Annotated in this window: 18 protein-coding genes; 11 read left to right on the top strand and 7 right to left on the bottom strand. The window is 60.7% G+C overall.

What is annotated here, in order from left to right:
* Positions 1-67 precede the first annotated feature (67 nt).
* Complete coding sequence (locus AC3A5O_RS02920; protein WP_487752829.1) at positions 68-2,941, bottom strand: putative bifunctional diguanylate cyclase/phosphodiesterase; 2,874 nt, start codon at positions 2,939-2,941, stop codon at positions 68-70.
* Between the two features lie 261 nt (positions 2,942-3,202).
* Here AC3A5O_RS02920 and uvrD point away from each other — a divergent pair, with 261 nt between their 5' ends.
* From uvrD to AC3A5O_RS02905, 3 genes are all read left to right on the top strand, one after another.
* Positions 3,203-5,386, top strand: a complete 2,184-nt coding sequence (gene uvrD, locus AC3A5O_RS02915; protein WP_305468908.1) for a DNA helicase II — start codon at positions 3,203-3,205, stop codon at positions 5,384-5,386.
* A 303-nt stretch (positions 5,387-5,689) separates the two neighbouring features.
* Complete coding sequence (locus tag AC3A5O_RS02910) at positions 5,690-6,568, top strand: Tim44 domain-containing protein (RefSeq protein ID WP_305468909.1); 879 nt, start codon at positions 5,690-5,692, stop codon at positions 6,566-6,568.
* Between the two features lie 140 nt (positions 6,569-6,708).
* Positions 6,709-7,116 (top strand): SMI1/KNR4 family protein, encoded by a 408-nt coding sequence (locus AC3A5O_RS02905; RefSeq protein ID WP_003187120.1) that lies wholly within the window; start codon positions 6,709-6,711, stop codon positions 7,114-7,116.
* A gap of 13 nt (positions 7,117-7,129) precedes the next feature.
* On the opposite strand, the gene AC3A5O_RS02900 is transcribed toward AC3A5O_RS02905, so the two are convergent.
* Positions 7,130-8,893: a cation:proton antiporter gene (locus AC3A5O_RS02900; RefSeq protein WP_122567639.1), complete on the bottom strand. Its 1,764-nt coding sequence runs from the start codon at positions 8,891-8,893 to the stop codon at positions 7,130-7,132.
* 279 nt (positions 8,894-9,172) lie between these two features.
* Between AC3A5O_RS02900 and AC3A5O_RS02895 the strand changes: the two genes are divergently transcribed.
* Positions 9,173-9,658 (top strand): acyl-CoA thioesterase, encoded by a 486-nt coding sequence (locus AC3A5O_RS02895; protein ID WP_047226692.1) that lies wholly within the window; start codon positions 9,173-9,175, stop codon positions 9,656-9,658.
* 127 nt (positions 9,659-9,785) lie between these two features.
* Here AC3A5O_RS02895 and pdxY read toward each other — a convergent pair whose 3' ends face one another.
* Entirely contained in the window at positions 9,786-10,658 is an 873-nt protein-coding gene (gene pdxY / locus AC3A5O_RS02890) for a pyridoxal kinase PdxY (RefSeq protein WP_122567640.1), read from the bottom strand.
* 119 nt (positions 10,659-10,777) lie between these two features.
* On the opposite strand from pdxY, the gene AC3A5O_RS02885 reads away from it, so the two are divergent.
* A complete protein-coding gene (locus AC3A5O_RS02885; RefSeq protein WP_122567641.1) occupies positions 10,778-11,200 on the top strand; it encodes a DUF3301 domain-containing protein in 423 nt (140 codons plus the stop codon).
* 12 nt (positions 11,201-11,212) lie between these two features.
* On the opposite strand, the gene AC3A5O_RS02880 is transcribed toward AC3A5O_RS02885, so the two are convergent.
* Entirely contained in the window at positions 11,213-12,178 is a 966-nt protein-coding gene (locus AC3A5O_RS02880; RefSeq protein ID WP_305468911.1) for a CobW family GTP-binding protein, read from the bottom strand.
* Between the two features lie 27 nt (positions 12,179-12,205).
* Between AC3A5O_RS02880 and AC3A5O_RS02875 the strand changes: the two genes are divergently transcribed.
* A complete protein-coding gene (locus AC3A5O_RS02875; protein ID WP_122567643.1) occupies positions 12,206-12,559 on the top strand; it encodes an NADH:ubiquinone oxidoreductase in 354 nt (117 codons plus the stop codon).
* Here the strand turns inward: AC3A5O_RS02875 and AC3A5O_RS02870 are convergent.
* Both AC3A5O_RS02870 and zigA read right to left on the bottom strand, forming a co-directional pair.
* Positions 12,556-13,206, bottom strand: coding sequence for a DUF1826 domain-containing protein (locus tag AC3A5O_RS02870; RefSeq protein WP_305468913.1), 651 nt, complete (start codon positions 13,204-13,206; stop codon positions 12,556-12,558). The two genes, AC3A5O_RS02875 and AC3A5O_RS02870, sit on opposite strands and share 4 nt — an antisense overlap.
* Positions 13,206-14,414: a zinc metallochaperone GTPase ZigA gene (gene zigA / locus AC3A5O_RS02865; protein ID WP_122567645.1), complete on the bottom strand. Its 1,209-nt coding sequence runs from the start codon at positions 14,412-14,414 to the stop codon at positions 13,206-13,208. The genes AC3A5O_RS02870 and zigA overlap by 1 nt, the downstream gene beginning before the upstream one ends.
* A gap of 146 nt (positions 14,415-14,560) precedes the next feature.
* On the opposite strand from zigA, the gene AC3A5O_RS02860 reads away from it, so the two are divergent.
* The 5 genes from AC3A5O_RS02860 (at position 14,561) to AC3A5O_RS02840 (ending at position 18,386) form a co-directional block, all read left to right on the top strand.
* A complete protein-coding gene (locus AC3A5O_RS02860) occupies positions 14,561-14,953 on the top strand; it encodes a glutamine synthetase (protein ID WP_122567646.1) in 393 nt (130 codons plus the stop codon).
* Positions 14,954-15,071: 118 nt separating this feature from the next.
* Positions 15,072-15,968 (top strand): GTP cyclohydrolase FolE2, encoded by an 897-nt coding sequence (folE2, locus tag AC3A5O_RS02855; RefSeq protein WP_305468916.1) that lies wholly within the window; start codon positions 15,072-15,074, stop codon positions 15,966-15,968.
* Positions 15,965-16,633, top strand: coding sequence for a metal ABC transporter ATP-binding protein (locus AC3A5O_RS02850; RefSeq protein ID WP_122567648.1), 669 nt, complete (start codon positions 15,965-15,967; stop codon positions 16,631-16,633). The genes folE2 and AC3A5O_RS02850 overlap by 4 nt, the downstream gene beginning before the upstream one ends.
* Positions 16,633-17,499: a metal ABC transporter permease gene (locus AC3A5O_RS02845; protein ID WP_122567649.1), complete on the top strand. Its 867-nt coding sequence runs from the start codon at positions 16,633-16,635 to the stop codon at positions 17,497-17,499. The genes AC3A5O_RS02850 and AC3A5O_RS02845 overlap by 1 nt, the downstream gene beginning before the upstream one ends.
* Positions 17,500-17,510: 11 nt before the next feature.
* Positions 17,511-18,386 (top strand): metal ABC transporter substrate-binding protein, encoded by an 876-nt coding sequence (locus AC3A5O_RS02840; protein ID WP_305468920.1) that lies wholly within the window; start codon positions 17,511-17,513, stop codon positions 18,384-18,386.
* Positions 18,387-18,512: 126 nt separating this feature from the next.
* On the opposite strand, the gene AC3A5O_RS02835 is transcribed toward AC3A5O_RS02840, so the two are convergent.
* The gene (locus AC3A5O_RS02835) at positions 18,513-19,034 is read right to left on the bottom strand and encodes a DUF3617 domain-containing protein (RefSeq protein WP_063323704.1); all 522 of its coding nucleotides are present in this window, start codon (positions 19,032-19,034) and stop codon (positions 18,513-18,515) included.
* Positions 19,035-19,155: the final 121 nt, after the last annotated feature.

Here is a 19,155-nt window from a genome sequence, read left to right as displayed (position 1 = left end):
CGCATGCTCATCACTTCCCGTCAGACAATAAAATCGTCTGGCGGGAAGTTCCAACCAGGGATCATATTCATTCAATCAAGTGTTGCATTCGCAACAAACCGGCCAGCCCCTCAGCTTCCACCGGCCGGCTGATCAGATACCCCTGCACCTCGTCACAACACTCGCTCCTGAGGAAATCGAGCTGCTCCTGCCGCTCTACACCTTCGGCCACTACCTTGAGCGACAGTCCATGGGCCATTGCAATGATTGCCCGGGTAATGGCGGTGTCCACGCTGCCCTCGCCCAGCCCGCGAATGAATGCCTGATCGATCTTCACGTAGTCCACCGGGATGCGTTTGAGGTAGCTCAGGGATGAGTAACCGGTGCCAAAATCGTCGATCGCCAGCTTGACCCCAAGGTCACGCAATTGCTGAAACGTGGCAATGATGTGTTCAACGCTGTCGAGCAGCTGGCTCTCGGTCAACTCCAGTTCCAGGTACTGGGGTGCCAGGCCGGTTTCTTCCAGCACTTGTCGCACCAGGCTGACCAGCTTGCCCTGGCGCAGTTGATGCACCGACAGATTGACCGACACCCTGATCGGCTCGAGCCCTTGACGCTGCCATTCGCACGCCTGCCAACAGGCCTGGCGCAACACGAACTCGCCAATCGGCCCGATCAACCCGGTCTCTTCGGCCAGGCCAATGAAATCCCCCGGCGGCACCCGCCCCATGGCCGGATGATCCCAACGCACCAGCGCCTCGGCGGCATTCAGGCGACCGGTCGCCAGACACAATTTTGGCTGATAAAAGACCTTCAGTTGTTGCTCTTCCAAGGCTTTGCGCAACTGGTTTTCCAGTTGCAGGCGCTCCAGCGTGCTGGCTTGGAGGCTGTCGGTGTAGAACTGGAAATTGTTGCCGCCCAAATGCTTGGCATGCTGCATGGCCATATTCGCCTGGCTGACCAGCGTGGCAATTTCCCGCGTGTTGTCAGGCAACAAGCTGATGCCGATGGAGGCGCTGAGCACCAGTTCATGGCCTTCGATGGTCAGCGGCACACGCAGCTTGGCGGCCAACCGGGTCGCCACCCGGGCCAGACTTGAAAGGTTGCCGTAGGCATCGAACAACACCGCAAACTCATCGCCGGATAACCGGGCGATGGTGTCCGCCTCGGGCAGTGCATTGATCAGGCGCCGCGCCATTTTCTGCAACAACTGGTCGGCGATGTCATGACCAAGGCTGTCGTTGAGCAACTTGAAGCGGTCCAGGTTGATATGCAGCAACGCCAGGCTGCGCCGTCCGCCCTGGCGCACACGCTGATGAGCTTCGTTCAGGCGCTCGCGAAACAGCGAACGATTCGCCAGCCCGGTCAGCTCGTCGTAATGGGTCAGGTAGCGCATCCGCTCTTCGGATTCGCGTCGGGCCGAAAGATCGGCGAAGAAGCCCACGATATGGCTGACATTTCCCCGAGCATTGCGCACCACGTTCAATTGCAGCCATTGCGGATACAGCTCGCCGTTGGCCCGCGCCTCCACCAGCTCGCCCTGCCAGGTGCCGTGCTGCTTGAGCGCTTGGCGAATGATCGGGTAGTGCCGGCGCGCATCGCGACTGCACGGCAGGTCGACCACGCTGCGCCCGAGCATGTCCTCGATATTGAAACCGGTGACCCGCGTGAACGCCTGATTGGCGGCAAGCAGCAGGTAGTTGGGGTCGAAAATAACAATGCCTTCGCTGGCGGCCTCGAATACCGTGGCCGCCAGCTGCCGTTGCTGCTCGAGTTCCTTGCTGGCGCTGATGTCGCGCCGGGTGCCAACCATGCGCAGCACCCGCCCGCTCGCGCTGCGCTCCACGGCCCGGCCGCGGTCTTCGATCCAGACCCAGTGACCATCGCCGTGACGCACACGGTATTCGATCTGGTAATCCTCGCTACGGCCCTTGAGGTGTTCGACCAGGGCCCGCTTGAGTGCCGGCACATCCTGGGGGTGCAGGCGCGGGGTCAGGTGGCTGAGCATCGCCGTGACGTATTCGGGCTCCAGCCCGAACAGCTCCTTGAGCTGGGTGTGATGGACTTCGTCAGTCTGCAGGTTCCAATCCCACAACCCCAGCTCACTGGCTTTGAGGGCCAAGGCCAGGCGCGCCTCGCTCTTGCTCAGGGCCTGGCTGGCGGCCTCCAGTTCAAGGCTGCGCTGCGCGACTCGCGCCTCCAGGCCAACCTGGGCCGCCCGCAGCTTCTCCTCGGCCGAGCGACGTTGCTCGACCTCCCGGCCCAGCGCCTCGTTGAGCAACGCACTGCGGGTTTGGGTTTGCTGCAGATGCTCGATCAGGGCCTGGTTCTGGAAGCGTCGCAGCATGCCACTCTGGATCAAGCGGTTGACTTGCCAGGCCACCACGCTCAAGGAAACCAGCACAATCAGCCCCAGCCAGCCCCAGCCACGTTGCTGCTCATCGCCGCCCCAGAAGAGATAGCCGATGGCCGGTAACAGGCAAGGCAAAGTGAAGGACAGGAACGCCGGAAGACTCACGGCATAGGCCACGCTGGCCGACAGCGCGGCCGCGCCAATCAGGCCGAACACCCAGGCCTGCTGCTGGAAGCTGTCGGCCGGGACCAGCGCGATACCGGCCCCGGCCAGCGTCAGGCCGGTCATCGCTGAGCCCAGCAAAAACATCCGCAACCAGATCGGGTGCGCCTGGCGGCTTGGCATCGCCGAATCGAAAGCCGCCACCTGGATCACTCGCAACGCCACCAGTGACAACAACCAGACGAGCCAGACACTGACCAAAAAATAGCGTCGCGGCTCCCATAACAGCGCAGCGCAGACCAGACCGTTGAGCAGCATGAACAGCGTAGGCAGCAGCGAGCCTTGATACAGCAGACGTGTGCGCTCGACCGCCATCTCCGTGGCGTACTGCTTGCAGATGACCCGTGGTTCCACACTGGGCCCCGCCGGATCGGAATTGAGGGTCATTGGCACTGTTCTTGTTCTTATTCAGTGGAGCGTGGAGAACCCGAAACGAGCACCGAGCATACACAAGCCATGGGCCATCCCACACTGCCCCAGCTCACAAAAACACTGAAAAAAGTCGCTATTTCATTGGGTGGCGACCCTCCCGGGCGAGTCCCATCAACGCCTGTAGCCTGTGACCCGCCGGTCATCACCAAGCGGTCTTTTATCGGTTGATGCAAAGCTCGGTTTGCCCGGGGTGACGCCGCACCCTAGAATGCCCTGATGCGCGATGATCTCTCCCTTCTGCTGAACTCCCTCAACGATGCCCAACGTCAGGCCGTAGCCGCCTCCGTGGGTCGTCAGTTGGTCCTGGCCGGTGCCGGCTCCGGTAAAACCCGAGTGCTGGTGCACCGTATCGCCTGGTTGATCCAGGTCGAGAACGCCTCGCCCCATTCGATCCTGTCGGTGACGTTCACCAACAAGGCCGCGGCCGAGATGCGCCATCGCATCGAACAACTGATGGGCATCAATCCCGCCGGCATGTGGGTCGGCACCTTCCACGGCCTGGCGCACCGCTTGTTGCGGGCGCATTGGCAGGAGGCCGGGCTGAGCCAGACCTTCCAGATCCTGGACAGCGACGACCAGCAACGCCTGGTCAAGCGGGTGATCCGCGAGCTGGGCCTGGACGAACAACGCTGGCCGGCCCGCCAGGCCCAATGGTTCATCAACGGCCAGAAAGACGAAGGCCTGCGCCCGCAGCACATCCAGGCCAGCGGCGACCTGTTCCTGGCGACCATGCGCAGCATCTACGAAGCCTACGAGGCGGCGTGCCAGCGTGCCGGGGTGATCGACTTTTCCGAATTGCTGCTACGGGCGCTGGACCTGTGGCGCGACCACCCAGGGCTGCTGGCCCACTACCAAAAGCGTTTCCGGCATGTGCTGGTGGACGAATTCCAAGACACCAACGCCGTGCAATACGCCTGGTTGCGCCTGCTCGCCAAGGGCGGCGACAGTCTGATGGTGGTGGGTGACGACGATCAGTCGATCTATGGCTGGCGTGGCGCCAAGATCGAGAACATCCACCAGTATTCGGCGGACTTTCCCGACGCCGAAGTCATCCGCCTGGAACAGAACTACCGCTCCACCGCCGGCATTCTCAAGGCTGCCAACGCCCTGATCGCCAACAACACCGGGCGCCTGGGCAAAGAATTGTGGACCGATGGCGGCGAAGGCGAGGCGATCAACCTCTACGCCGCCTTCAACGAACACGATGAAGCCCGCTACGTGGTGGAAACCATCGAGAGCGCGCTGAAAACCGGCCTGGCCCGCAGCGACATCGCCATTCTGTACCGCTCCAACGCCCAGTCGCGGGTGCTGGAAGAGGCATTGCTGCGCGAACGAATCCCCTACCGCATCTACGGCGGCCAGCGCTTCTTCGAGCGTGCTGAAATCAAGAACGCCATGGCCTACCTGCGCCTGATCGAAGGTCGCGGCAACGATGCGGCCCTGGAGCGGGTGATCAACGTGCCGACGCGGGGCATCGGCGAGAAAACCGTCGAGGCGATTCGCGATCACGCGCGCCACAGTCACGTATCCATGTGGGAAGCCATACGCCAGTTGGTGACCAACAAGGGTGTGACCGGTCGCGCCGCCGGCGCCCTGAAGGCCTTCATGGACCTGATCGAAGACCTGGCCGCCAAGTGTGGGGAAATGCCCCTGCACTTGATGACCCAGACCGTCATCGAGCAGTCCGGCCTGATCGCCTACCACGAAGCGGAAAAAGGCGAGAAAGGCCAAGCCCGGGTGGAAAACCTTGAGGAACTGGTCAGCGCCGCGCGCAATTTCGAGAACACCGAAGAAGACGCGGACCTGTCGCCTCTCTCGGCCTTCCTGGGCCATGCCTCCCTGGAGGCCGGCGACACCCAGGCCGACGAACATGAAGACAGCATCCAGCTGATGACGCTGCACAGCGCCAAGGGCCTGGAATTCCCCTACGTGTTCCTCGTGGGCATGGAAGAAGGCCTGTTCCCCCACAAGATGAGCCTGGAAGAACCGGGGCGCCTGGAAGAGGAACGGCGCCTGGCCTACGTCGGTATCACCCGCGCCATGCAGAATCTGGTGCTGACCTACGCCGAAACCCGACGTTTGTATGGCAGCGAGACCTACAACAAGGTGTCGCGCTTCGTACGTGAGGTGCCAAAGGGCCTGATCCAAGAAGTCCGGCTGTCCAACAGTGTCAGCCGACCATTCGGTGGCGGCCAGCAACAAAGCACCAGCAGCCTGTTCGGCGGCAGCGATATCCCGGAAACCGGCTTCAGCCTCGGCCAGACCGTGCGGCATTCGGTGTTCGGTGACGGCGTGATCCTCAACTTCGAAGGCGCCGGCGCCCAGGCCCGGGTGCAGGTGAACTTCAGCGAAGGCAGCAAGTGGCTGATGCTGGGGTATGCCAAGCTCGAGGCGATCTAAGGATTTGCTAAACCCTGTGGAGCAAGGCTTGCCCGCGAGGCGGTGGCGCATCCAACATAGATGCGTCAGATAGATCGCTATCGCGGGCAAGCCTTGCTCCCACAGATACCTTCCTCTACCCATACTAGTTTTCCGATAGAACTTGTTCCCCTTTCCTACAGCCCAAAGCGAACAGGCCCTCTTGCATAGCTGAAGCTGAACCTCACCTGTCACGCAAAAGCCCGAAACACTCTGCTGCTAGCCAGCAACAGTTCAGCTGTGCAACATGGCGCGCGTGCTATCCACAAATGGGAATGCCTTTATATGAAACGTTTTCTTAGCATCGCCATGGCGTTGTGCATCGGCCTGACGATGGCCATCGACGCCAATGCCGCCAAGCGCTTTGGCGGTGGTAAAAGTTCGGGAGCAGCCCCGACTCACCAGACCAGCCAGATGGCGCCGTCTTCTGCCGCCGGTTCTACCGCTGCCACCGCAGGCGCGGCCGGTGCCGCAGGCGCCGCTACCAAGGCCAGCGGCGCTTCGCGCTGGCTCGGCCCCCTGGCCGGCATCGCCGCCGGTGGCCTGCTCGCCTCCATGTTCATGGGCGACGGCTTCCAGGGCATGCAGATCTTCGACATCCTGATCATGGCGGTCATCGCCTTCCTGGTCTTCCGTTTCATTGCCGCTCGTCGTCGCAAGCAGCAGGAGCAACTCGCTCCGGCCGGCCACGCGCCGATGCAGCGTGAAGTGTTCAACCAGCAGCCGCCTGCCAGTGGTTCGATCTTCGGGGGTTCGGCAGCGCCTGTGGCCGCCCGTCCGGTCATCAATGCGCCGGCCTGGTTCAACGAGCAACGCTTCATCGAAGCCGCGCGCAGCCACTTCATGTCCCTGCAGCAACATTGGGACGCGAACGAAATGGACAAGATCTCCGAGTTCGTGACCCCGCAACTGCTGGAATTCCTCAAGCGCGAGCGGGCTGAGCTGGGTGATGGCTTCCAGTCAACCTACATCGACAACCTGCAGGTGCAACTGGATGGCGTCGACGATCGCGCCGACAAGACCATCGCCACCCTGACCTTCAGCGGTGTGTCGAAGGATTCTCGCTTCGACAAGGGCGAAGCGTTCAGCGAAAGCTGGAACATGGAACGTGCCCAGGGCGATGACCAGCCTTGGCTGGTGGCAGGTATCCGCCAGAACGGTTGAACCTTTGCCCGTTTTGCATGTTGAAATAAAAGAACCCCGGCTCAGGCCGGGGTTTTCTATTTCGCGGTTGCATCTATAGCGAGCTACTGTATAAACCGCTCCATATAAAACCGCGCCATCGAGAAAGAGGATCCCCGGACGTGGAAGAAATCATCGAACAATTGCGTGAAGCCAACGAGCCCGTACCGGTCCCGCTGGAATTGCCCGACGAAGACTTACTGGTAGAGATCGAAGAGCAGCTGTTCATCGATATCCCATTCGTCTTCAGGGAGTTTTTGCTGACCGTCAGCGATGTCGTCTACGGCAGCCTGGAACCGGTGACCGTCACCGATCCACAGTCCCACACCTACCTGCCGGACGTGGCCGCCAATGCCTGGGACGCCGGTGTCGACCGCAGCCTGATCCCGATCTGCCAGGACGGCGACGATTATTACTGCGTTGAAGAGGACGGCACGGTGGTGCTGTGGCAGGCCGAAGAAGAACTGATCGCCGAGGAAACCTGGGAATCGGTCTGGCACTGGGCGCGGGACGTCTGGCTGGAAAGCTGAGCCCCGCCGCCAGTCAATGCCCGGACGATTCCTTGTGATTGTCCAGGGTTTCAAGCAAGGCCACCTGCATCCGCGTATGCAGGCGGATGAACCAGCGCCAGAGCAGTGCCGCAACGGCAGTCGCCACCACGGCGATCAGTACGAGCAACTTGTTGGTCGGCAGAATGCTGGCCGACAAGGCTGCCAATAGCAGGAAAATCACCAACAGCGAGAGAATCGGGATCACTTCGGCGATCACTCGACGCACGCGCTGGGTGTGGCGGCCAGCCATCTCCGGCTTCACGCCCATCTCCGCCAGCAGCATCGACAGCGCCTTGAGCTTGCGATACGCGGCGATCAGGAACGGCAGCGACAGCAGCAACGCCCCGCCCCAGATCAGTGCTTTCTGCCAGCTTGGGTCGCTGATCCATGCTTGCAGGTAAGCCGACATCCGCTCGGCGAAAAAACCACCCGAGACAAAAATCGCAATCACCAGCGCCAAGTTGACACCGACCTGCAGCAAAATTCGCCGGATCATCGACGCCACCATCGCCCCTTCACCGTGGGGCTGGATGCTACGCAGCCATTCGCCATACATCCCCAGCACTCGCGTCAGCCGTTGTGGCATGACCGCCGCCAACTTGACGGACAACGGGTCGGCAGCTCGAATCAGGTACGGCGTCAGCAGTGTGGTCAACACCGAGACGGCGACCGCAACCGGATAGAGAAAATCGCTGGTGACCTGCAGGGTCATCCCCAACGACGCGATGATGAAGGAAAATTCGCCAATCTGCGAAAGCCCCATCCCAACGCGCAGCGAGGTGCGTCCGTCGTTGCCGGCGATAAAGGCACCAAGGCCGCAGGACAGCATCTTGCCGAGCACCACAGCGGCCGTGATCACTGCAATCGGCCAGGCGTACTGCAGCAATATCGCCGGATCGAGCATCAGCCCGATGGCGACGAAGAAGATCGCGCTGAACAGATCACGCACCGGCTCCACCAGCCGCTCGATCTTCAGCAGTTGCCGGGACTCGGCCATGATCGCACCGATCAGGAACGCCCCGAGCACCATGCTGTACTCCAGCTTCACCACCAGCAGGCAGAAGCCAAAACACAGGCCCAGTACGGTAATCAACAGCATTTCGTTGCTGTCGAACTTCGCCACGTAGGCCAGCACCCTCGGCACCAGCAGAATGCCGATGACCAACGCGACGATCATGAACAGCGACAACTTGCCGACAGTGGAAAACACCTCGCCGGAGCTCACGGTGCCGCTGACGGCAATGCTCGACAGCAAGGCGATGATGCCGATGCCCAGGATGTCCTCGACGATCAACACCCCGAAAATCAGCTGCGCGAAGCGTTCGTTCTTCATCTTCAGGTCGTTGAGGGCCTTGACGATGATGGTGGTGGAGGAAATGGCCAGGATCGCGCCCAGGAAGAGCGAATCCATGGTGCTCCACTCAAACCAACGGCCGATTTCATAGCCGATCCAGATCATCAGCACAATTTCGAGAAACGCCGCGATGAAGGCCGTGGCGCCGACCTTGAACAGTTTGCGCAGGCTGAATTCCAGGCCCAGGCAAAACATCAGGAAGATCACCCCAAGCTCTGCCAGGGTCTTGATCGTGTCTTCGTCGTGGATAAAACCGAACGGTGGCGTATGCGGGCCAATGATGAAGCCGGCCACGATGTAGCCCAGTACCACCGGTTGTTTGAAACGATGAAAGAGTACGGTTACCAACCCCGCAGCCATCATGATGATCGCCAAATCCTGAATGAAGCTGATGGCATGCATGTCGAGGCTCCCTGTTCAAAATGACTCACTGCAGAGCTGGAGAAATCCGTTTCCTCTGTAGGAATTGCCCTCGCAACGGGCTTTTGAAGGGTAACACCGCGACTTCTGACAAAAAGACGGTGCAATATATGGAAACAGATCCATCGGCGCGTGACGGCAACCACAGGCGCAGCGTCCCGATATCGGTGGCTTTTAAAACCTGGTGCCCTGTTCGCAGGCCACTCCCCAGCACCCGTAGAGGTGCACTCCCGAATGACTGCCTTGAACCGTGAGTACGTTATGGAACCCGGAAACGCCCAGCTGTCGATGACGGTGTTGATGACCCCTGATATGGCCAACTTCTCTGGCAATGTCCATGGCGGCACCTTGCTCAAATACCTCGACGAAGTCGCCTACGCCTGCGCCAGCCGCTACGCCGGACGCTACGTGGTGACCCTGTCGGTTGACCAGGTCATCTTCCGTGAGCCGATCCATGTCGGCGAGCTGGTGACCTTCCTGGCCTCGGTGAACTACACCGGCAACACGTCGATGGAAGTGGGCATCAAAGTCGTGACCGAAAATATTCGCGAACGCTCGGTGCGCCACACCAACAGTTGCTTCTTCACCATGGTTGCGGTGGATGACCAGCGTAAACCCGCTGCCGTGCCGCCCTTGCAGCCGCAAAACAGCGAAGAAAAACGCCGCTACGAACAAGCCCAGCAACGCCGGCAAATCCGCCAGGAGCTGGAGAGACGCTACCAGGAGATCAAGGCGGACGGGCCTTAACCAGCCACTTAAAAAACAACTGTGGGAGCGAGCTTGCTCGCGATGAGGCCATTACATTCAACATCAATGTCGACTGTTAGACCGCCATCGCGAGCAAGCTCGCTCCCGCAGGGATTAGCAGCTGCAATCAGAGGTTGATTGGCACAGCCTCGAACCGCACCCGTGGATGGGCGATCCGGTCCTGGGCGCGGACCAGTTCCAGCTCATAGCTGGTGCATGCCTGGGTCTCCAGCAGCACTTCGTGCACCGCCGCGGCGGTGAATTCGAACGCCGCCACCAGGCTGTCTCCCAGCAGTATCCGCGCCAGGAACAACCCCGACGTCAGGTCACCCACGCCCACCGGCTGGCGCGGGAAAGCCAGCAGTGGACGGCGCAGGTGCCAGCTGCCATCGGCGGTCACCAGCAGCATTTCGAAACTGTCATCGGGTTTGCCGGGATAGGCCAGGTGCTTGACCAGCACCGCCTTCGGGCCGCGGGCCAGCAACGCGCGGGCCATGGCCAGGCAATCGAACAACGACTGTGCCTTGCGCCCCGAAAAACTGTCCAGTTCCAGTTGGTTCGGGCACATGAGGTCCGCCACGGCAGCGGCTTCTTCCAGGAGAAATTCGCTCACTTCGGGCGCCACGATGCAGCCCTTCTCTGGATGTCCCATGACCGGGTCACACAGGTACAGCGCCTTGGGATTGGCAGCCTTGATCCGCGCCACCCCCGTCAGGATCGCCCGCCCCTGAGCCGCACTCCCCAGGTAACCGGACAACACCGCATCGCAATGACCCAGCTCACCGATGGCTGCAATGCCTTCTACCAACGCTGGTATCTGCTCTGGCGCCAGCACCTCACCGGTCCATTGGCCGTACTGGGTGTGATTGGAAAACTGCACGGTATTGAGCGGCCAGACATTCACGCCGACCCGCTGCATCGGAAACACCGCAGCGCTATTGCCAGCGTGACCGAACACCACATGGGACTGAATGGCAAGCAGATGAGGCGTACGTTTCATGCGGGAAGTTTCCGTAAAACGATTGAAATTCAAGCCGCGCAGTATGCGACTAAACGCAGCCTGTACGACAGACCGGCGAGACAGTTAAGCTGACAGCAACTTGTTGGAGCACTTCGTTCATGCTGACCCTTGGAAACATCTTCGTGCTGATGCTGCTGGCTACCGGCGGTGCCTGGCTGTGGCACAACCATGGCTTGCGCGAGCGGGCGTTGGCGAGGGTCATGCAGCATTGCGCCAACCTCAAGATCGAGCTACTGGACGGCAACGTGGCGCTGAAAAAAATCGGCTTCGTGAAGGACGCCAAGGGTCGACGACGACTGGCTCGCGTCTACACCTTCGAGTTCACCGTCACCGGCGAAAGCCGTCATTCGGGCACCATCACCCAGTTCGGTGCCCACAGCGCGCAAATAGAACTAGCGCCCTACCCGATGCCTTTCGAAGAAACCCCGCCAGCGCCCATTGAACCGGCCCAGACCAGGCCCAGGGCCGAAGTCATCGAGTTGAGCCAGTGGCGCCAGGAACACAACAAGTGGAAGCCTTGAAACAAGGCTGACTCAAGAACACCGACAATTCACCAGACCGGCTTGCAGGCGATCGACGTCTTGCGGCTGATCGAAAATAAGCTCGATCCGGGAATCCTGGCGCCACTCACTGGCTTGCCAGCCCAGCAACGCCCCCTCCAACGCATTGGCTGAAACCCAACCGTCGTGGCTGTGGATAACCATCTTCGCCCGTTTCCAGTCCTGGCCTTGTAGCCATCGCGTCAGCACCGCTGCGTCGAAGCGTTGGCTTGGGTGCCAGCGCCAGCCAATACTCCAGCCACCGTCCTGCTGCTGGTGCAGGCAGATTGGCTGCGTCGGGTCGGTCCAGATGGCCGGGATCTGGCCCAGACGCTTGGGCAGGTTCAAGTTATCCACAGCCCCGCTGCCCCGAGCCGTAAGGCCTGGCAATCGATCTATCGGTAATGCAGCCTGTTGCGTCCAGTACAACACAGACCCTGACAGTTGCGCCGTCACCCGTTCGCGATCGGCGTGCGTGAGGCTCTCGGACTTGTTCAGCACCAGCAGTCCGGCATCCGCCAAGGCTGGTCGTTGCGCGTCCGGCAAGGGCTTGCCGTTCGCCATCGCCCGGGCATCCAACACCACTACACAGGGTTGTACCGCGAGCACACCGAGCCATGGCGCCTCACTCAGTTGCTGCATCAACTGCGCAGGATGACCCAGGCCCGAGGGTTCGATGAACAGCCGATCCGGCCGGGACTTGCGCAGCAAACGCCCAAGTCCGATCTGAAACGGCGCGCCGTTGACGCAGCACAAGCAGCCGCCGGCCACTTCCCCCAGTGCGATACCATCGCCAGCCTGGGTCAGGAGCGCGGCATCCAGGCCGATCTGACCGAACTCGTTGATCAGCACCGCCCAGCGCTCGTTGGCCGGACGCTGGGCCAGCAGATGCCTGATCAGGCTGGTCTTGCCGGCGCCCAAGGGACCGGCGATGACATGGGTGGGAATGTGCTGCAACATAATCGACGGCTTTCGGTGGAGGTGAAGATGCGAATGATCGGTTGGTTATTACTGGCACTGACGTCGAACCAGGCGCTGGCCCAGGCCTGCGTGGTTCACAGCCAGGCGGAGCGACTCGATGTGAAAGTCTGCCAACAGAACCGCAGCATTCCGCAGAAGCTGTTTGCCGACGGCTTCTGCCAGCCGAACCTTGCCGGCCAGAAGGTCGAAGTGCAATACGTCGATCAATGCCCTGGCGGCGCATTCGGCGTCTGCAGCAACGCCCAGGTCGCCAATATGCCTTACCGCCAGGATATTCACTATTACGGCGTGGCGACCGATGCCGCTTACCTGCAGCCATTTTGCGAAGGGCAAAGCCAGGGCACCTGGCTCAAGCCTTAAGCGAGCCAATCCAGCGTGAGAATCAATCGGCGCTCCCCCGGCGCGGGCTCCGGCGAGCGATGGATCAAGCCAAACCCCTCATTACCGTGCCATTTTTCGCCTTTAAGCAAGCCGACATCACCGCAACCAAACTGCTGGATCACCAGCGGATCCGCCGGCTCTGCCTCAGGCTGTGCCAGGCGCCGGCGATCCATGGCCTCTTCCTTGAGCCACTGGCTGCCGACGCCCGCATAGGTGGTCAGCAGCCGCACCGGCACGTGATCAACGTGGAAGCGCGGGCACATGGCCTTGTCCAGCGTGCGCAGGCGCAGACCGACCCGTTGGGCGCCCAGTAGGCAGGCAAACGCACTGACCAGCCAGGACACATCGGCGATGAAGCCTTCATAGCCTTGCAGGTCGCTGAAACCTGCGGCCAAGCCGTGCAGCGTTGGCTGGGAGTCTTCCTCTGGCAAGTCGAGCACCCGTGACTCAGCCAACGGCTGGTCCATCGCCAGCACCATGGCCGCGAAGTCGCTGATGTGTGCGGGAAGCTGTCGCTGCCAGACCGCCAGGTTGGTGCCATCCTCCAGGATCTGCGTGAATATCCCCGGCGTATCACCTTGGACCTGCCGCACCCGCACCGCTCTTTTCAGACTGGGCGCCAGCATCACGCTGCAACCTCTTCACGCCATGGACCGAACGGATCCGGCAACAAACGCCAACTTTCGACGCCCTGGGCCATTTCCGCATCGGTGAGCAGGCAAGCGTCCAGTTCAGCGGCGAGTTGGCCAAAATCAATGTCCTGACCAATGAAGACCAGCTCCTGACGGCAATCGCCTGTGGCAGCCAGCCAGTTCTTCATGATCGCCGCTGTGCTCTCTTCATCCTGCGGCCATTGGTTTTTCGGCACGAACCGCCACCAGCGCCCGGCGAAGCCATGCCGCATCAAACCGCCGGCCTGGGACCAACTGCCCGCCTCCTCAGGTTTGCTGGCCAGCCAGAAGAACCCCTTGGAGCGCAGGAGTTTGCCATTGGGCCACGGCCGGTCGATGAAGTTGAAGAACCGCTGGGGATGGAACGGCCGGCGTGCCCGATAAGCGGTCGAGGCGATGCCATATTCCTCGGTTTCCGGCACGTGCTCACCGCGCAGTTCCTGCAGCCAACCAGGTGCCTGGGCGGCGCGTTCGAAGTCGAAAAGGCCTGTGTCGAGGATTCTGCCCAGTGGCACCTGCCCCATGACCATGGGAATGATCTGCGCCTGGGCGTTGAGACGCCGCAGAATCGCGGTCAGTTCTTCCCGCTCGTGCTGGCTGATCAGGTCGATCTTGCTGATCAGAATCACGTCGGCGAACTCGATCTGTTCGATCAGCAGGTCGGTGATCGAGCGCTCATCCTCCTCTCCCAGGGTTTCGCCCCGTGACGCCAGGCTTTCGGCGGCCTGGTAATCCAGCAGGAAATTCACCCCATCAACCACCGTTACCATGGTGTCGAGTCGCGCCACATCGGCCAGGCTTCGGCCCTCTTCATCACGAAAGGTGAAGGTTTCCGCCACTGGCAACGGCTCGGAAATACCCGTGGATTCGATCAGCAGGTAATCAAAACGCCCTTCCCTGGCGAGTTGCCCGACTTCTTCGAGCAGGTCCTCACGCAACGTGCAGCAGATGCAGCCGTTGCTCATTTCCACCAATTTCTCTTCGGAACGACTCAGGGTGACATCTCGCTGGACTTCGCTGCCATCGATGTTGATCTCGCTCATATCGTTGACGATCACGGCAACTCGCAGATTGTCGCGATTGCGCAGGACGTGGTTGAGCAGCGTGCTTTTACCGGCACCGAGGAATCCGGACAGCACGGTTACGGGAAGGCGATTGGGCATCGGTATATCCTCATCGGGCGGCCGCTTCGACGACGGCTCATTTCCAGGGTTTGGCTAGGTTCAGGGCCTGGATAGTTTTTATGTTATAGTATAACGATACGATTCAGCCAGCCCCGCCAGTCCTCTCATTGGTCTGAGATCAATCCATGCACAATCATCTGAAAATCGTTTTTGCCGTCCCGCTGTTGCTGTGGGCGCTAGGCGCTGCGGCCCAAACTCCGCTCTTGGCCAACTGCACCCGCAGCGCGAATTTGCTGGCCTGCGTGGATATACAGGGCAATGCCTATAGCGTCGCGACGGCTGGAAACACGATCTATTTGCGCGGCTTTGAAGCCGCCAGTCGCCGGTACTGGGCGCAAACGAACAGCCGTTACGGTCAGCTCACGTTCTTTACCGGCTTGGCGTCCGATGGAGAAAGTTGGGTGGGGTACAGTCGGCGTGTGGGCTGGACAACCCTCAATCGCTTTTCAAGCTCGGGCGGTAGCACCGGCGCATTTACATGCGGCCGCATGAACGGTTGCCAGGACTCATCGCGCTGATGTTTCACGTGGAACGTGGCGGTTGTTGGGGAGATGAAACTCCTTTCATGGAAAAGGTTTCTTAAAATTTACCGTTATACTATAACATCTAGTTTTGAACCTTCGATGGGCCTTGACCATGAATGCGTTAACGCTGCCCGACGTGGCTGCGCAGGTTTCACGTCAAACCCTGCCCCTTGATTGGGTAGGCATGTGTGGCATCGCAACGCCAGTGTTGATTGACGGCCAGCGTCTCAGAGCAACGGCCGATGCCGGTGTCAGTCTCGATGACGGCGAGGCGCGGGGCATTCATATGTCGCGCTTATACCTGGCGCTGGGGCTACTTGAAGAGACACCACTGTCGCCAGCGCTATTGCGCCGAATCCTCGAGCAATTTCTCGATAGCCATGAAGGCTTGTCCCAGGCGGCTTCGCTCAGCGTGCATACCGATCTGCTGCTCAAACGTCCGGCGCTAGTCAGCCCGCTGTCGGGCTGGAAAAGTTATCCGGTGAGCATCGAAGCTCACCTGAAAAACAAAATGTTCCACGTGGAACTGAAAATTCAGATCCCCTATTCTTCGACTTGCCCTTGTTCGGCAGCCCTTGCCCGACAGTTGATCCAACAGCAATTCGTCGACGACTTTGCCAACAAGAAACTTGAGCACGCCGAAATTCTCGCCTGGTTGGGTTCATCGAACGGCATTGTCGCCACTCCTCATAGCCAGCGCAGTACCGCGACCCTGACTTTGCGCCTTAACGCCGATGTCGAGGAATTGCCCCTGCAGTCCTTCATCAACGAGGCCGAAGCAGCTCTCGGTACCGCCGTACAGACCGCCGTCAAACGCGCCGATGAACAAGCATTCGCCCTGGCCAACGGCCAAAACCTGATGTTCTGCGAAGACGCCGCGCGGCGATTGAGCACGGCCCTGACCCGCTCATCGGCGATCACCGCCCTGGATGTCCGCGTCGTGCACGCCGAAAGCCTTCATGCCCATGACGCCGTGGCGCAAAGCCGCTGGACCCGGGAGCCATCATGATCAACTGCCAAGCACTGCGCTGGGGTGCGCCCGGACAACCCCTTACACCGCCCCTCGCCATGGAGCGACCGGCAGGCAGCCTCACCGCCATCATCGGTGCCAACGGCTCGGGCAAAAGCAGCCTGTTGAAAGTGCTCGCGGGGCTACAAAAGCCGCTAGCCGGAAAAGTCGCGTTGAATGTTCCACGGCGTGGCGGGATTTCATTCCTGCCCCAGCAGCAACATTTGGATCGGCAATTCCCCATCAGCTTGCAAGACCTGGTGGCGGCCGGCTCTTGGGGCAATCGCCACACACCAGCCATGCGTAGACAGTTGCTGCAAACCGTACTGGAGGACTGGGCACTGAACGGCCTTGAGCATCGTCCACTGATGGCGCTGTCGGGAGGCGAGTTGCAACGTGCCCTGCTCGCGCGCTTGGGCTTGGCCGAAGCGCCCTTGCTGTTGCTCGACGAACCCCACGCCGCCCTCGACGAACAAGGCCAAGCACTGCTGTGGAAGCACATTCATCGCTGGCACGCCGCAGGCAGGACCCTCGTGGTGGTGTGTCATGATCTGGCAGCGGTCCGCCAACATGTCCCCCATACGCTGCTCATAAAAAACACCGGCTGCGTGCTGGGCCGCAGTGTCGACTTGATTGCCCAACAACCCCATACGTGGGTGGCCTGATGCTTGCGGCCACTCATCTCTGGCAACCGTTCCAAGAGTTTGTCTTCATGCGCCGGGCTTTGCTAGGTGGTCTGGTGTTGGCGTGCAGCACGGCGCCGTTGGGCGTATTCCTGATTCTTCGGCGCATGAGCTTGATTGGTGACGCCGTGGCTCACGGTATTCTGCCCGGCGCCGCCCTCGGGTTCTGGTTCGCCGGGCTGAGCCTGCCGGCCTTGACTCTGGGCGGCCTGGGCGCGGGCCTGAGCATGGCCGGGCTCGCCGCCTGGATTACCCGGCGCACTGGCCTACGGGAGGACGCCAGCCTCGCGGCGATTTATCCCATTTCCCTGGCGGCCGGCGTGCTGATCCTCGGCATGGCCGGCAAACGCCTGGACTTACTACACCTGCTGTTTGGTTCGGCCTTGGCGGTAGACGGTCCGACACTTACAGGCATGCTGTGGGTTTCCGGCGCCAGCCTGGTGGCGATGGCGTTGATTTATCGACCGCTGCTGCTCGACACCCTGGACCCATTGTTCCTGCAAACCGTCAGTCGCCTCGGTCCGTTGGCCCATGGCGTGTTCTTGACCCTGGTGGTGCTGAACCTGGTGATCGGCTTCCAGGCCATCGGCGCGCTGATGGTGGTCGGCCTGATGATGCTGCCAGCCGCCGCGTCGCGATTCTGGAGCCGTCGCCTGCCGCTACTGATGCTGATCGCCGGGCTGCTCGGTTGCCTCTCGGTTTGGCTTGGCCTGCTGCTGTCTTTCTATTACTCACTGCCCAGCGGGCCGTCCATCGTTCTGGTGGCAGGCGTGTTGTATCTGTTGTCGGTGGTATTCGGTCCGGTGCACGGTTTGCTGCGCCGCCCGCCTTTGCTCACATCCCAATGAGGTGTCTCCCGATGCGCGTTCTGCTCGTGCTACTCAGTCTGATGCTGTCCATGTCCGTGTCCGCCGCCGAAAAACTCCAGGTCGTGACCAGCTTCAGCATCCTCGCCGACATGACTCGCCAGGTCGGCGGTGAGCATATTCAAATCACCAACATGGTCGGGCCGGACGCCGATGCGCACACCTACGAACCAACGCCAGACGACGCCAAGGCGTTGCTCAGGGCAAAACTGATCATCAAGAATGGCTTGGGCTTCGAGCCATGGCTGGATCGCCTGGTGACCAGCACCGAAACCAGCGCCCCGGTGATCAGCGCCAGCCGCGGCGTCATCCCACGGTCACTGGATGAGGATGGCGAGACCATTCCCGACCCGCACGCATGGCACAACCTGGCGAACGCCGAGCTGTACGTCAGCAACATCGCCAAGGCACTGGAGGCGGCCGACCCGGCCAACAAAGCTGATTACGAACGCAACAGCCAAGCGTACTTGAAGAAGATCTACGCCCTGCTCGCCGAAGCCAAGACCAAGCTCGGTACATTGCCTGCCGGTAATCGCAAGATCGTGACCTCCCACGATGCATTCGGTTACCTGGGCCAAGCCTATGGCATCGAGTTCATGGCGCCCCAGGGTTTATCCACCGAACGTGAACCGTCGGCGGCGGAAGTCGCGGCGCTGATTACCCAGATCCGTCAGGCGAAAGTCAAAGCGGTGTTCATGGAAAACATCAAGGATGCACGCCTGCTCAAGCAGATCGCCGACGAGAGCGGCGCGCACATCGGCGGCACGTTGTACTCCGATGCACTCGCTGCCAGCGGACCGGCCAGCACATTCACCGGCCTGTTCGAATACAACCTCAATACGTTGTATGAGGCACTGAGCCGGCCTTGATCGAGCACTGTGGGAGCAAGGCTTGCCCGCGATGAGCGGTGATGCGCTTGGCGATTCACCGAGTTGTCTGCATCGCTAGCAAGCTTTGCTCCCACAAGTTCACCAAGGGATTACCTCATACCCGATTCAAGCCCTCGGCTTGACCGTGCCGCAATCCTGCCCCAGCCATACCGCGCGCGTGTCGAGGCTGCCGTTCTGCTGGATGCCGGTGGCGTTAAACGTGCCGTTGACCTTGGTGGTGAATTCACGATCGCTTTGGAACGTCGCGACCCCAGTACCCTGGGCCTTTGGGCAACTGAAACGAAACTTCCATTGATTGCCAGTGCGCTCGGTGATCTGCTGCTTGCAACCCGATTGCGGGTCTTGCAGCGGGATGTCATTGGTTTGCACCTGCGCCGGGGTCAGGCATACGCGAATACCTTTACCGCCCATGGTAATCCCCTGCTTTTCCAGCATCGCCCGTTGCTCCGGGGTCATCTGGGTTTGCAACTGGCCGAGGATCAGTTGCAGGTCCGGCAGGTTCTGGTTATCGACCTTCATGTTGCTGGTGGTCAATTCCCACAAACCCGGCTGGAGCATCTGCGCCTGAGCCGCCATCGGAACCGACAAACCCATCGCCAAGGCCACACCCAGCAGACGAACATTCATTACACGAACTCCAGAGGACAAGTGGCCGTTAGACGCCGCCCACGGGCTTCGGTTCAGGGCTCAAACCAGTGAATTAATTAGCGACATTCGCCCTGGAACATGGTCTGTTAAGCATTGAAAC

This window comes from Pseudomonas sp. Soil_N_39, assembly GCF_057655955.1.
Note: the sequence above shows the minus strand (reverse complement) of the source record. Positions and strands in the feature narration are given on the sequence as shown.